Source organism: Methylomicrobium album BG8 (genome assembly GCF_000214275.2).
Taxonomy (GTDB): Bacteria; Pseudomonadota; Gammaproteobacteria; order Methylococcales; family Methylomonadaceae; genus Methylomicrobium; species Methylomicrobium agile.
Genome location: NZ_CM001475.1, coordinates 524,159 through 538,612, shown reverse-complemented (window position 1 = coordinate 538,612; position 14,454 = coordinate 524,159). Strand labels below are relative to the sequence as shown.

Here is a 14,454-nt window from a genome sequence, read left to right as displayed (position 1 = left end):
TCCAGCGTCCAGTCGCCGCCTTTGCCGGCGTCGCCGGTGGCATTGGTGGAGGCGGCAATGTCGGCGCCGGTGAGTTGGGCGAGTTGCCGGATGAAGGCATCGCCTTGTTCGCCCTGGGCAATGTCGCAGCCATAGAGAAGAATGTCGGCATCCGCCGTGAGATGGGCGGCCCAGGTTTGCAGGGCATCGCCTTGCGTGGCAAGGCTTTGTAGGTCGAGGGTATCGCTGCCGAGCGTCAGGCTGCCGGCGCTGCCGTGGCTGACGATGTGGATGGCGTCGAACTTACCCCCCCCAAATTAGCAAGTTCCATGCCAATAGCGTTCAACCCGGACTCATCGGCTTGGACGATGCGCACGGCGACGTTGGCGGGTAGGTCGGCGAGCAGGCTCTGATAGTCAGGCACGCGGGCGTCGATGACGAGCAGCGTAGCGGGGGCGGCAGAATCTTCATAGACATCACCTGCCGGGGTAGTTGCTGTGTTAATCGATTGCGCGTTAGAAAAACTGAAAATAGCCATTTCAAATTCCTGGATTAAAGTCTGAGCATTATTTTGCGGCCGCCGTTGAAACCAGCGAACCTCATTTCATCTGTGTATCTTTAACTTAACCCGTGCCCAAGTAGACAACCTCATCGACTTAGCCACGGCATATTCCCCTTATATAGAAACATTATAATTAAGGTTTTATCTTTGTCTAGCTTAAGGTTGGGTTACGCTGCACTAACCCAACTTTGGTATTGTCTAATTGTGTTTTTCAAACGGTAATCGTATGGATACGCTTCTACCCGCGATTGTCATGGCATGAAGGAGCGGCTTTAGCCGCGATAGAGGCTTCAATCGCGGCTAAAGCCGCATCCTACTTTGAAGGCCATTGGCGTTTTGCTATCGCGAAAACGCCCTACAATGCCGGTAGGGTGGATTCGCCATCAGGTAATCCGCCGCGCTTTAAAGGGGATTGGCGTTTTGCTATCGCGAAAACGCCCTACAATGCCGGTAGGGTGGATTCGCCGTCAGGCAATCCGCCTTGCTTTGAAGGGAATTGGCGTTTTGCTGTCGCGAAAACGCCCTACAATGCCGGTAGGGTGGATTCGCCGTCAGGCAATCCGCCTTGCTTTGAAGGGAATTGGCGTTTTGCTGTCGCGAAAACGCCCTACAACGCCGGTAGGGTGGATTCGCCGTCAGGCAATCCGCCTTGCTTTGAAGCCTGTTGGCGTTTTGCTGTCGCGAAAACGCCCTACAGCTCTTTCGAGTGCGAGGGCGGGGAAAAATCGGGACGAATAGGGTACAATCGCAACCGCTTCATTGCCCTTGTCTTCCCCGGAGAATCGATCGATGGCCAGGTTGTTTGCGGTGTTGTCCTCATTATGGCGCGCTTTTCTGCTCGGCTGGCGCGGTCTGTTCGGCGTCTGGCGCTGGGACAAGCCGGCCTGGATCGTCCAATTCGGCGGCTGGCTAGCGCCACGGCTTGACTATGTGAAAAGCCATCTCTGGCAAAGCATCCTGGCCCTGATCCTGGCCGCAGGAGTCGGCGCCGCAAGCTGGTACGGTTACCATTTGTGGGAAAACCGCCCCAAGCCGGCGTCGGTCGACTTTTCGGTCGCCGCACCCGAGCGGATGAAAATCGAGGAAAAAAACGCCAAACCGAATCCGCTGGTGATTACGTTCGACGGCTCGGTTGCGCCGCTGGAGCAGGCCGGCAAGGCGATTGCCGAAGGCGTTACGATCGAGCCGGAGGTCAAAGGCCGCTGGCAGTGGCTGGACGACCGGCGCCTGGCGCTGCAACCCGATCACGAATGGCCGGTCGGGCGGACGTTCGAAGTCGCTTTCGAAAAGCATCTGGTCGCGAAACAAATCCGGCTGGCGCGCGACGAGTTTTCGTTCGCGGGGCCGGCTTTCACCGCTACGCTCGACAAAGCCGAATTTTATCAGGACCCGCTGGACCCGGCGCTGAAGAAAGCGATTTTCCAAGTCCGCTTCAGCCATCCGGTCGATGCCGCCTCGCTCGAAAAAGCGGTCGAGATGACCCTGGTCGGCGCGCAGGATTCGAAAATCAAACCCGAGCCGATCCCGTTCACGGTCAACTACGACAAACTGGGGCTGAACGCCTTCATCCACAGTCGGCCGCTCGCGATTCCCCAGCATCCTCAGCAGGTCAACTTTTTGTTGAACAAAGGCGTCAAGGCTAAAGGCGCGGAGGCGAAAACCGCGTCCGAATTACGCAGCGAAGCGCGCGTGCCGGGCCTTTACGACGAACGGATGATCGAGAATATGGAACTCACGGTCGCGCCGAATCTCCAGTCCGGCCAGCAGGAACAGGTTCTGATCGTCACTACGTCGGTGCCGGTTCACGAACAGGAAATCGCCAAATCGATTCAAGCTTGGCAACTGCCCGAATTCGATCCGAAGACGCCGGAAGAAGAGCGCGATCACCCGACTTACTGGTCCGTGGACCGGGTCACCGCGGAAATCCTGAAATCCGCCCAACCGGTCGACCTGCACACGGTTCCGGCCGAAAACGAGTACGGCACCTCCCATGCGTTCCGGCTCGAAGCCGATGTCGGCCGCTATCTGTATGTGGCCGTTTCGAAAGAGTTGCGCTCGTTCGGCGGCTACCGATTGCCGAAACCGGTTTACCGGACCCTGCAAGTGCCCGAGTTTCCGAAGGAATTGCACATCATGGGCCAGGGATCGCTGTTGATGCTGAGCGGCGAAAAGAAAATCGCGGTGATGACGCGCGACCTGAAGGGCCTGAAAGTCGAACTGGGCCGGCTGCTGCCGGACCAGTTGCAGCATCTGGTCACCCAGACCTCCGGCGATTTCGCGCATCCGGAATTCAACGGTAATCTCGGGCAGGACAATCTGGCCGAACGCTTCGAACTCAAGCTGCCGCTGCCGGAGGCCGGCCAAGGCAAGCCGCATTATCAACCGGTCGATCTGAAAACCTATCTGGTCGATGCGGAGGGCCAGCCGAAACGCGGCATTTTCCTGCTGACCGCGAAAAGCTACGATCCGGACAAGCCTGAACAAGACCAAACAAACGATGCCGGCGGGCCGGAAGAAAAGCGCTTGGTGCTGGTGACCGATCTCGGGATGATCGTGAAAACCGAACGGGACGGCTCGCAGGTCGTTTTCGTGCAGTCGATCGGGACCGGCGAACCGCAGGCAGGCGTCGAGGTTTCGGTAATCGGCAAGAACGGACTGACGTTGATGAAGGGCTTGACCGATGCGGACGGCATGGCCCGCTTCGCGAAACTGGCAAAACTCGAACGCGAACGTGAGCCGGTCTTGTACCTGGCTACCGATCGCGGCGACATGAGCTTTTTGCCGCTCGGCCGGGACGACCGCAACCTGAACCTTTCGCGTTTCGATATCGGCGGCGCGGCCAATGCGGCCGATCCGGGCGAACTCAGCGCCTATCTGTTCTCGGATCGCGGCATTTACCGGCCGGGCGATACCTTCCATATCGGGATGATCGTGAAGGCAGAAAAATGGGAGATGCCGCTCGCCGGCCTGCCGCTGGAGGCCGAAATCCTCGATCCGCGCGGCCTCGCCATCAAAAAAACGCGGCTGAATCTCGGCCGGGGCGGCTTCAACGAGCTCGCGCACGAAACGCTCGACAGCTCGCCGACCGGCACCTATACGGTCAATCTGTACACGGTCAGGAACGCGAAGTCGGACAAATACCTGGGTTCGGTGTCGGTCAAGGTCGAGGAGTTCCTGCCCGACCGGATGAAGGCGGCGATCGCGTTCTCGAAGCCGATTCCCGAAGGCTGGGCCAATCCGCAAGATTTGCAGGCGGCCGTGAACGTGCGGAATCTTTACGGCGCGCCGGCCGAAAACCGGACCGTCGAGGCCAGTCTGGCCTTGAGCCCCAGGCTGCCGGAATTTCCCCGCTACAAGGATTACCGTTTTTACGATCCGCATTTCGCCGAGCACGGTTACGATGAAGATTTGAGCCCAGCACGGACCGATGCGGGCGGCAAGGCAGTCTTCAGCCTGGACCTGGAAAAATATGCGAAGGCGACCTACAAGCTGCATTTACTGGCGCGCGCGTTCGAAGCGGAAGGCGGGCGCAGCGTTGCCGCCGAAGCGGATATCGTCGTTTCCGACCTGCCGTATCTGGTCGGCTACAAGGCCGACGGCGCGCTCGATTTCGTCGCCCGCGATGCGAAGCGCAATGTCGAGCTGATCGCGGTCGATCCGAATCTGCAAAAGACCGCCGCCGACCCGCTGACGCTCGAACTGATCGAACGCAAGGCGCTGTCGGTGCTGATCCGGCAGGATGACGGTACCTACCGCTACGAGTCGCGGATTAAGGAAAACCCGTTGCACAAGGCGCCGCTGGCCCTGCCGAAGGAAGGCCATACGTTGACGCTCGACAGCAAGACGCCGGGCGATTACGTCTATCAGGTGCGGAATGCGGAAGGTACGGTGCTGGCCAAAATCGCCTACAGCGTCGCCGGCCTCGGCAATGTGTCCCGGACGCTGGACCGCAATGCCGAACTGCAGCTGACGCTCGACAAGCCGAGCTACGCGCCGGGCGAGACGATCAGCGTGAACATCCGGGCGCCTTATACCGGCGCGGGGCTGATTACGGTTGAGCGCGACAAGGTCTACGCGAGCCGCTGGTTCCGTGCCGACACCCAGTCGACCGTGCAGACGATCGAAGTGCCGAAGGAGCTGGCCGGCAACGGCTACGTGTCGGTGCAATTCGTCCGCGATCCGGGCTCCGACGAAATTTTCATGAGCCCGCTGTCTTACGGCATCGCGCCGTTCAAGATCGGCTTGAATGCGCAAACGCAGCCGTTGACGCTCGACGCGCCGGAACGGATTCGGCCCGGCGAGCGCCTGCCGATCAAGCTGGCCAGCGAAGGCCCGGCGCGGGTCGTCGTGTTCGCGGTCGACGAAGGCATCCTGCAGGTCGCGCGCTACAAGAATCCCGACCCGCTCGGCCATTTCTTCCGGAAGCGCATGCTCGAAGTCGGCACGTCGCAGATCCTCGACCTGATTCTGCCCGAATTCACCAAACTGTTGCAGCTCTCCGCGCCCGGCGGCGACGGCGAGGAAGAGGAAGCCGCCTCTTACCTGAACCCGTTCAAGCGCAAACGCGACAAACCAGCCGTGTACTGGTCCGGCATCACCGATATCGACGGCGAGAAAACCTTCAATTACGATGTGCCGGACACGTTCAACGGCGCGCTGAAGATTTTCGCGGTCGCGGTCGGCGATTTGAAGATCGCCAGCGTGATCGGAAAAACCCAGGTGCGCGGCGATCTGATCGTTACGCCGAACGTGCCGTCGATGGTCGCGCCGGGCGACCAATTCACGGTCAGCGCCGGCATCGCGAACCACGCCGAAGGCAGCGGGCCGAAAGCCGAAGTCAAAGTTAGGCTGAATGTGCCGCCGCAGTTGCAGGTCAAGGATGGCGCCGAACGGACGATAAAGATAGCCGAAGGCCACGAAGGCGCCACGACCTTTACCTTGCAGGCTGCCGCCGGCGGCAAAGCCGTATTGGGCGACGCGGAACTGCGCTTCACTGCGGAAAGCGGCGGCAAGTCGGCCGGACTGAGCAGCCATCTGAGCCTGCGTCCCGCCGTGCCGAAAATGGCAAACCTGAGATTTGGCAACTTCAAAGGCAAACAGGAAGTGAAAGAACTGCGCCGGCTGTATCCGGAATACCGGCAGGTCAGCGCCGGCCTGTCGCCGTTGCCGCTGGTCGCGATGCCGGGATTGACGGCTTATCTGGACAATTTCAGCCATTACTGCACCGAGCAGTTGACCAGCAAAGCGATACCGGCGATCGTGCTGCGCAAGCGTCCCGAATTCGGCGACAAGCCCGAACCGGCCAGTGCCGATATGGATTGGTTGAAATTGCTTTCGGTGCTGCGCACCCGCCAGAACGGCGAAGGCGGCTTCGGTTTGTGGACCGCTTCGCCCGAGGCGCATGAATTCGTGTCGGTCTATGCGGCCCATATGCTGCTGGAAGCGTCCGCGAACGGGTTTCCGGTGCCGGCGGACATGCTGCAACAGGCGCTCGACTATCTGAAAAATCTTTCCGCGAGCCCGGCGGAAGACTTGGCCGGCCTGCGCGCGCGCGCTTATGCGGCGTATCTCTTGACCCGGCAGGGCAACGTCGCGACCGCCGCGTTGGCCGGGATTCAAGAAGCGCTACGCGCGAATTACAAGGATGAAGAATGGCGAAACGACCTGGTCGCGGTCTATCTCGCAGCCAGCTACCGCTTGCTGCAGCAGCCTTCGGCCGCCGATGAACTGATCAAAATTCCGGCTGAATCGCTCGGAAGTTCGGCCGGCACCTTCGATTTCAACGACTATTACGATCCCTTGATCCATCAGTCCCAGACCCTGTATGTGCTGGCGAAGCATTTCCCGGCCCAGCTCAAAAAGCTGCCGGCCTCGCTGTTCGAAGCGATCGGCCGGCACTTGCGGGAGGACCGCTTCAACACCCTGTCCTCGGCGTATCTGCTGCTCGCTTTCGACGCCTACCTGGACGCGCTGCCGGCCGGCGTGGCGCCGCATCTTGCGATCACCGCGATCGACGGCAAAGGGCAGCGCCAAGCCCTGGCGCTGCCGCAAAATTTCGCGCCGCGCGCGGCGTTCCCGCTCGACGCCGCCGCGCTCGAATTCGAAGGCGAAAGCGGCATGCCGCTGTATTACGCGGTTTCCGAATCGGGCTTCGATATCGCGCCGCCTTCGGCAGAAGTGCGCGATGGTCTCGAAATCGTCCGAAGCTTCCTGGGCGACGACGGCAAGCCGCTCGATAAAATCCCGCTGGGCGCGGAAGTCACCGTCTCGATCCGCGCGCGGGCGATCGACCGGGACTTTATCGCCAATGTCGCGATCGTCGATCTCTTGCCCGGCGGTTTCGAAGCGGTGCTGCAAAATCCGGCCGAGAAAGAACAAACCGATTCCGAAGAGGATGCGGGAGAAGAAAATGTTCCTCACTGGCAGGACCGGCTGAAAACCGGCGGCAACTGGACGGCCGATTATGTCGACGTGCGCGAAGATCGCGTGCTTCTGTACGGCACGCTAAACAAGGACATGGCCGAATACCGCTACCGTGCCAAAGCCACTGCGGCGGGTACGTTCAACGTGCCGCCGGTCTATGCCGAGGCGATGTACGTACCGACCTTGCGAGCGCATTCCGGATCAGGCGCGGTGCGTGTCGACGAGAAAGATCCGTAGGTTGGGCTAGCGAAGCGTAACCCAACAGGATTCGGCTTCGAGTGTTGGGTTACGGCTGGCGCTTAACCCAACGGCTCTGGTAGGGCGGATTCGCCGCCAGGCAATCCGCCGCGCTTTGAAGGGGATTGGCGTTTTGCTGTCGCGAAAACGCCCTACAGTGTGGTGGGCGGTTTCGCGTAAGCAAACCGCCGTTTGCCATAACGCTATGGCTTTCCGAAGCGGTTCGACAATACGATTTTTTCGATCAACTGTTCCGCATCATCCAGTTCATGCTCATAAATATCGGTCCGATAGGCTTCGCCTTGGGTTTCGGTATGCGAGGCAAGCAGCGCGTCGCCTTTTTCGCTGGTCTTGATCCGGGTCAGGGTCGACAACCCCGGCTGCAGCGGATTTTTGCGCAGTTCCTCCGGATCGAGGCCGATACGGACCGGGACCCGTTCGGCAATATGGATAAAGTTGCCGGTGGCGTTGTCGGTCGGCAGCAGCGCGAACGGACTGCCGGTGCCGGGATTGATGCCCTGCACGCGGCCGTGGTACACGAGGCGGTCGCCGTAAGCGTCGACGCGGATTTCGGCAGGCTGGCCGGGACGGATGCCGGCGATCTGGTTTTCGAGATAATTCGCTTCGATCCAAAGGTCGTCGAGCGGCACGATTACCAGCAGCGGCGCGCCGGGCTTGATCTGGTCGCCAACCTCGGCGCGGCGTTTCGCGACATAGCCGGAAGCCGGCGCGAGAATATGGCGGCGCTTGTATTCCAGGTACGCCAAGCGCAGTTGGCTTTTGGCTTTTTCGACTAAAGGATGTTTGTCGACATCGACGCCTCCCACCTCGGCTTCGATGCCCGTTTTCTCCGCTTCGGCCTCCTTGATCGCGGCCTCCAGTTCCTCGATTTTGTCCCTGGCGTTTTGCACCTGCTGTTCGGAAGCGGCGCCGTCGCTAAAGGCGGCCAGATAGCGATTCAAATCGTGGCGGACCTGGTTCAGGGCCGCCTGCCTGGCCGCGATGCGCTGCCGCAAGGTTTGAATTCCCGCAGTCAGTTTTTCGAGATGGCGGACCGTTTCGCCGAGTTCGGCCTGCGCCTTTTCGAAATCCAGCTGCGCCCGAACGCCGTCGAGGCGCACCAGGACCTGCCCCTGGCGCACTCGTTGCGTGTTTTCGGCCAGTATTTCGACGACGGTGCCTTCGGTTTGCGCTTTCAGCGTAATCAGGTGGCCGGTCACGAAAGCGTCGTCGGTCGCGACCCATTCGCGGTTCGCAAACCACCAGTAAACCAAATAAGCGGCGACGCTCAGCAGTAACGTCAAGGTGACGGCGGCCAGCCGGCGCCTGCGGCGGCGGAGGATTTCCCTGGGGCGTATCGTTTTATGCATGGTTTCCTTTATTCAACGGCCTTGTTCAGATAGCCGCCGCCCAGAACGCGGGTGAGTTGTACGGCGGTTTTGCAATAATCGCCTTCGAGGCCGGCCAGCCGGAGACGTTGGAAGGAAACGGCCGTATTCGCTTCGATCAGGCCGCGGCGGTCGCTCAGCCCGGAACGGTACTCGCTTTCCGCCAGCCGCCGGGCCGTTTCCGCCGCGGCAAGCGTTTGCCGCTGCTCATTCACCTGTTCATCTATCTTTTGCCAGCCGGCCAGCGCGTCGGCGACTTCCTGCACCGCGTGCAGTACCTGGCCGTTGTAATGCTCGACCGCGGCGTCGTAGGCGGCCTCCCGATACTGGAGTTCGGCGCGCAGGCGTCCGCCTTCGAAAATCGGAAAGTCGATCGACGGACCGACCGCATAAGCGAGGCTCGACCCCTGCAAAATCACATCGGTCATGCTGACGCTGTGGAGCCCCGCAAAGGAGACGAGATTCACATCGGGATAAAATGCCGTTTTCGCGACATCGATCAGCTTCGCTTCGGCTTCGGCGCGCAGCCGCGCGGCCTGCACGTCGGGACGATGCGCGAGCAGGCGCAGCGGCAGGTCGTTCGGCAAGGGCAGCAGCCGGGGCAGGACCAGGGGAGCGGACGCGACTTGCCGCCCCCAGTCGGGTCCTTTCCCGGCCAGCGCCGCAAGGCGGTTTTGCAGCAGTTGGATTTCGGCGCGAATCGCCGCCTCCTGTTGCTTCGCATCGTTGAGGTCCATTTTCGCTTTCAACAGCGGCGCGGTGGACGAAAGTCCGGTGGAGAGCCGCGATTCGGCCCATTTGAGCCATTCGCTCCGCTCGGCGGTGAGGCGGGCGGCGGCGTCGAGCCGGGCCGATGCCGAAGCCAGATCGAAATAGGCGCCGGCGACCGCGGCCGAGAGCAGCAGGCGGGCGTCGGCCAGCTCGATCTCCGCAGCCATCGCCTTGCCGATCGCGGCTTCCAGCGCCGCCTTGTCCTCGCCCCACAAATCCAGGTGGTAGCGCAACACGAACGGATTGATCAACAGCTGCCGGAAATGTTCGCCCGCCAGTTTGGCCTGCACGCTGTTGGCGGAAAAACGTTGGGCGCTGAAACCGATATTGGCGTCGACGGTTGGATATTGATTGGCCGCCTCGGCATCGACCAGGGTTTGCGCCTGGCGCAGCCGCGCCTCGACGGTTTTGAGGGTCGGACTGTCGGCCAGCGCGGTTTCGACCAGCCGGTCCAACGCCGGTATCGCGAAGCTTTGCCACCATTTCTCCGAGGGCCAGCGGGGGCTGGCCGGCAATGCCTGTCGAGCCGCCGCCAGCGTCTTATCGACGCGCGGCATGGGGATTTTGCCGGCGCGCGCGCCGGGCTCGGGAAGCCAGGCGCAGGATGGAGCCAGGAGCAGCGCGCCCAGGCATGCGGCGAAACGCCGCCGTAATGCGTTCATACTTCCCTCGCCAGCAGTTCCAGCGCGCGGCGCACCCACGGGAGGCGCCGCGGCTCCCGGGTCGGCTGCGCCAGCCAGACCAGCAGCGCCATTGCGGCGAAGGCGCAGCCGGCGATCCAGAAGGCATCGTTGACGCTGTGAATGGCCGCCTGCTGCTTGGCGATTTTCGCCAGTTGCACCGTAGCGGCCGGTTCCGCAAAGCCGGCGCCGGTCAGTGTCTCCATTGCCAGGCTGTAAGGCGGATCGAGCGGCGTCAGGGTTTCGGCCAGGCGGGTCATGTGGAAAGGCGCGCGCCGGTAGAATACAACCGTTTGCAGCGAAATGCCGACCGCGCCGGCCGCGATCCGCATCAGGCCGGCAATATCCACCGCGCGTGGCTGTTGGGCCGGCGGCAAACCGTGTAGCATCAATACGGTCAGCGGCCCGAAGAACGTGCCGAGGCAAATGCCTTCGATCAATTTAGGCCAGAACAACCGATCGAAAGACGCGGAATCGTCGAAGCGGCTCAGCCAGAAATAAACGCCCGCGAAGCCGAGCAGGTTGGCGCAGGCCAGCGGGCGGGCGTCGCAGCGTTTGACGACTTCATGAAAGACTCCCGCGACCGGCTTCGCGAAAATCGCCATCGGCAAAAACACAAGGCCCGCGAGGAACGAAGAATAGCCCATCGTTAGTTGCAGCTGCACGATCAGGAGCGACAGCAACCCCTGGAAAAACAAAAAACCGATCGAAAGCAGCAGTACCCCGATCGTGAAATTGCGGTGCGCGAATAAGCGGACGTCCAGGAAGGGCCGGCGTCTGCCGAGTTCCCAGACGATCCAGTACAACAGGGCGGCGATACAGATGACAATCAACGCATTCAGATAGCCCGAATTCGTCCAGTCCCAGTCGTTGCCCTGATTCAGCAGGGTCTGGAAGCTGCCCATCGCGACAGCCAGCAGGCCGAAGCCGATCCAGTCGAAATGGCTGAAGGCGGTTTTTGCGCCGCGCCCGTACAGCAAGGCGCCGACAATGCCGGCGATCGCGAGCGAGACGGGAACATTGAACAGAAACAGCCAGCGCCAGCCCAGATGGTCCGCGATCCAGCCGCCGAGCGGAGGGCCAAATGTGAACGGCGTCAGCGTGAACAGGCTCCAGACGCCAATGCCGACCGACTTTTTGCGGTCGGGATATTCTTTCAGAACCAGCGTCTGGCCCAAAGGCAGGGTTACGCCGCCCGCGAAACCGAGTACGACCCGTGCGGCCAGGTATCCGTAGAGTGAAGTGCTGTAGGCGCAGACGGCCGAAGCGGCCGCAAACAACATGAAGGCCCAGACGAACGGGCGGTATTCGCCCTTCTGCCGCGCAAACCACGAGCCGAGCGGAAAACCGAGCGCCAGGCTGGTCATGTAATCGGTCTGGGTCCAGGTCGCGAAGCTGGGCGGAATGGAAAGCCCGCCCGCCACGCGCGGCAGCATCGCGATATAGGCTCCCGCATTGAAAATCACCACCGCATGACCAAGGCCCAGACACAGGTTGAACAGCACGAAGCGCCAGCCGCGCAGCCGTTTGCTATAAATGAGGCCCATGCTATGAAGATTTCCTGACGGGGAAGGCGGTTGCGAAGCGTGTAGTCATACGGAAAATCCGCAGCATAAGATTTGGCAAACTCTCAAAAAATAGCGAATCGATACTATGATAAAGCAAAAACGGCGCGGCCCGATATTGCCGACGACCTTAAAGGCCGGCCCGTTAACGGCCGCCAGCGCCTCTGTCCGATTAATTAAGCGGGCACCGCTGGCTTTTTTTTTAATCCCGTCAGATCAAAAGTCCCCACATCAGCATACCCACGCCGATTGTGAAGGCCGATCCCCATTTCATTCGATCCGATGCCGATGAGGTATGCCAATAATCCAGCGTCACTGCACCCAACTGATGGCGTGTATCGATCCACTCGGCTTTGAATGCCTCGTACCAGCCCGGCAACCGGCGGCTCAGCCTGTAGAGGGAGGCCGCCGCAATCAGAAACAACAGGTAAAAAGTGACGACCTGCGCCGTATGGCGCGATGTATCGAACAAATGTTCGATGGCCGCATCGAAGACGTATTCGATGCCTTCGAAAGCCAAATCCAGGAGTTCGAGAAACAGTTCGAGCAACGTATCGAACAGCATATACGACAGGATTACGATCGGCAAACCGAAACCGATCTTCTGTTTTAGCGATATGCTCATAACCTTTCTCCACAAGCCGCTTCCGACTACGGAGTTGACAGTGCCGACAAGCGCACCGGCGTCAGGCCGATGTCCTGCATCGCCTCCGCGATCAGCCGGCCGCCGTTCTCGCGGATCGAAGCCTTGAACCTTTCGCCTTGCGGATAGAGCAGTGCGGGTATTGCCGTGTCGCCGACTACTAGCGATTTTTTGCTGGTCTTGGCGAGCACTTGACCCGTGTGCGGATCGATCAATTTGAGCAAGACCTGAAGGGACGTCTGGCCTTCGAAAATACGGTAGCGGCCGATGCCGACTTCGAGCACCGCGTCGGCTGTTTGCGCCCCTTCAAGGGATGCGGGAGCGTTCCGGGCGTACCATCGATCGACCGCTTCCCGCCAGTGTCCGATATACGCGGTGCGTTCTCCGGCGGCGATCGGCAGGCGGGCGGCTTGAGGCTTCAGGTCGGCCGTAATATGCGCGGCCTTCAACTGCGCTTCCGCGGCGGAGGCCAGTTCAAGCGTCGGCATCCAATAACCGGACAAGGCCGAAGCGTCGCCATTCGCCGACAGGTCGGCGATTTCCACGCTGTCGCCCTGCCCGACCTTGCCAGCGATCAGGATACCGCCAGGACTCCGGTACACGGCTTCCTGCGCAGTGCCAGTGCCGGGCAAAGCCAAAACCATATTGTATTCATGCGCGTAATTCGGCATCCGGGTTTCGAGCGGGTCGGGCAACACCTCCAGGGGCGGCGCCTCGACGGCCACTATTCTGACCGTCTTGATCGCCGACGCCGCCGCGCCGGGCAATCTGACCGTGGGAGCCGTCTGGCAGCCGGCCAGCATCAACGCCGGCAACAGCCAATACCAACCCTTTTGTGCGTATTTCTCGAACATCGCAAACCTCCTGCCTGAGCCCTGAAAGCGAAATTTATCTCTGCGCCGAAATGGACCGCCCGACTCGGTAGCGAATGACAATGACCCAGAATAGGGCGATCACTTTTAATTACCAATATAAATTCAATTTACAAATGAAACAAATGATTTATATTTGACTTTAATATCGAAAAAACAAATGGAAACGCGATGGATATCGAACAGATCCGTACTTTTTTGAGCGTAGCGGCGAACGGCAGCTTTCAGGAGGCGGCCAACCGCCTCTACGTGACGCAATCCACCGTCAGCATGCGCATCCAGCGCCTGGAAGAGTATCTGCGGGTGCCTTTGTTCGTGCGCAACCGGTCCGGGGCGCATTTGACCCAGCAGGGCAGGCGGTTCCTGAAGCATGCGAAATCGATGTTGTTGACGCTGGAGCAGGCGAAACACGATATCGGCCTGCCCAGCCGCTTTCGGGCCAGCATTACCGTCGGCGCGCGCATCGCGCTGTGGGAAACGATGCTGCCGCGCTGGATCGGCGAGATTCGCACGTCGTTGCCGGATGTGTCGCTGCGCTGCGACATCGGCTTTGAGGACGATTTGATGCGGCGGCTGATCGAGGGCACCGTGGATATCGGGATGATGTACGCCCCGCAGCACAGCCCGGGGCTGAAAGTCGAACATTTATTCGACGAGACGCTGGTGCTGCTGACTACCCGGCCGAACGACCCCTGGCCGGGAGACGACTATATCTATGTCGATTGGGGGCCCGAGTTTTACGCTCAGCACAGCGGCTTCTATCCCGATATGGAGCGACCCGCGCAAGTGGTCAATATCGGCTGGCTCGGCATTCAGTTGATTTTGTCCAACGGCGGCTCGTGTTTCCTGCCGATCCGGATGGCCGAATCCTTCGTCTGGGCAAGGCGCCTGCACCGCGTCCCCTGCAGTCCGGAATTCAAACTGCCGTCGTATATGGCATATCCGCTCGATACCGATTCGGCGGTACTGACGCAGGTGCTGGGCAATTTGCGCCGGCTGGCGACGGTCGAGCGGCAAACCCGTTACAGTTGAACGCTACCGCTTCCAAAGCCAATGTCTGTTCTGGCGGAACCGCTGGCGCGTTCCGCCTTACGCGGGTTACGCTACGCGAATCGGATCTACGCGGACCAAACAACCCGCGCAGGATGTGAGGGCTGTAGGGCGTTTTCGCGATAGCAAAACGCCAACAGGCTTCAAAGCGGGCGGATTGCCTGGCGGCGAATCCGCCCTACACAAGAGCCGTAGGATGTGTTGAACGCAGCGAAGCGCATCGATCGCGAACGATGGGCTTCGTGCCTCAGCCCATCCTTGTATTGGTAGTAGATTCACCGCCA

9 protein-coding genes and 1 pseudogene are annotated in these 14,454 nt (G+C 60.6%); 3 read left to right on the top strand and 7 right to left on the bottom strand.

The genetic code is table 11. The features are described from left to right. Window positions 1–23: 23 nt before the first annotated feature. Together METAL_RS22060 and METAL_RS02340 are read right to left on the bottom strand one after the other, a co-directional pair. Window positions 24–239, bottom strand: a pseudogene (locus METAL_RS22060) (DUF4347 domain-containing protein); the annotation flags it as partial. After that, window positions 236–517, bottom strand: a complete 282-nt coding sequence (locus METAL_RS02340; RefSeq protein WP_005369268.1) for a DUF4347 domain-containing protein — start codon at window positions 515–517, stop codon at window positions 236–238. The gene METAL_RS02340 and the pseudogene METAL_RS22060, both read right to left, overlap by 4 nt. Before the next feature lie 272 nt (window positions 518–789). On the opposite strand from METAL_RS02340, the gene METAL_RS21405 reads away from it, so the two are divergent. Both METAL_RS21405 and METAL_RS02335 read left to right on the top strand, forming a co-directional pair. Beyond that, window positions 790–1,467, top strand: coding sequence for a hypothetical protein (locus METAL_RS21405; protein WP_245549446.1), 678 nt, complete (start codon window positions 790–792; stop codon window positions 1,465–1,467). A 145-nt stretch (window positions 1,468–1,612) separates the two neighbouring features. Next, window positions 1,613–7,201 carry an alpha-2-macroglobulin gene (locus tag METAL_RS02335; protein ID WP_342633141.1) on the top strand — a complete coding sequence of 1,863 codons (5,589 nt, stop codon included), beginning with the start codon at window positions 1,613–1,615 and terminating at the stop codon, window positions 7,199–7,201. Between the two features lie 203 nt (window positions 7,202–7,404). Here METAL_RS02335 and METAL_RS02330 read toward each other — a convergent pair whose 3' ends face one another. From METAL_RS02330 to METAL_RS02310, 5 genes are all read right to left on the bottom strand, one after another. Then, complete coding sequence (locus METAL_RS02330) at window positions 7,405–8,571, bottom strand: HlyD/EmrA/EmrK family protein (RefSeq protein ID WP_005369264.1); 1,167 nt, start codon at window positions 8,569–8,571, stop codon at window positions 7,405–7,407. Window positions 8,572–8,579: 8 nt separating this feature from the next. Further along, entirely contained in the window at window positions 8,580–10,022 is a 1,443-nt protein-coding gene (locus tag METAL_RS02325; protein WP_005369263.1) for an efflux transporter outer membrane subunit, read from the bottom strand. Next, window positions 10,019–11,587 carry a DHA2 family efflux MFS transporter permease subunit gene (locus METAL_RS02320; protein WP_005369261.1) on the bottom strand — a complete coding sequence of 523 codons (1,569 nt, stop codon included), beginning with the start codon at window positions 11,585–11,587 and terminating at the stop codon, window positions 10,019–10,021. The genes METAL_RS02325 and METAL_RS02320 overlap by 4 nt, the downstream gene beginning before the upstream one ends. A gap of 229 nt (window positions 11,588–11,816) precedes the next feature. Further along, complete coding sequence (locus tag METAL_RS19740; RefSeq protein WP_005369258.1) at window positions 11,817–12,230, bottom strand: hypothetical protein; 414 nt, start codon at window positions 12,228–12,230, stop codon at window positions 11,817–11,819. A 26-nt stretch (window positions 12,231–12,256) separates the two neighbouring features. Next, the gene (locus tag METAL_RS02310) at window positions 12,257–13,102 is read right to left on the bottom strand and encodes a hypothetical protein (RefSeq protein ID WP_005369256.1); all 846 of its coding nucleotides are present in this window, start codon (window positions 13,100–13,102) and stop codon (window positions 12,257–12,259) included. Window positions 13,103–13,291: 189 nt separating this feature from the next. On the opposite strand from METAL_RS02310, the gene METAL_RS02305 reads away from it, so the two are divergent. Further along, on the top strand, window positions 13,292–14,152 hold the full coding sequence (locus METAL_RS02305) for a LysR family transcriptional regulator (RefSeq protein WP_005369251.1): 861 nt from the start codon (window positions 13,292–13,294) through the stop codon (window positions 14,150–14,152). The last annotated feature ends 302 nt before the right edge of the window (window positions 14,153–14,454 follow it).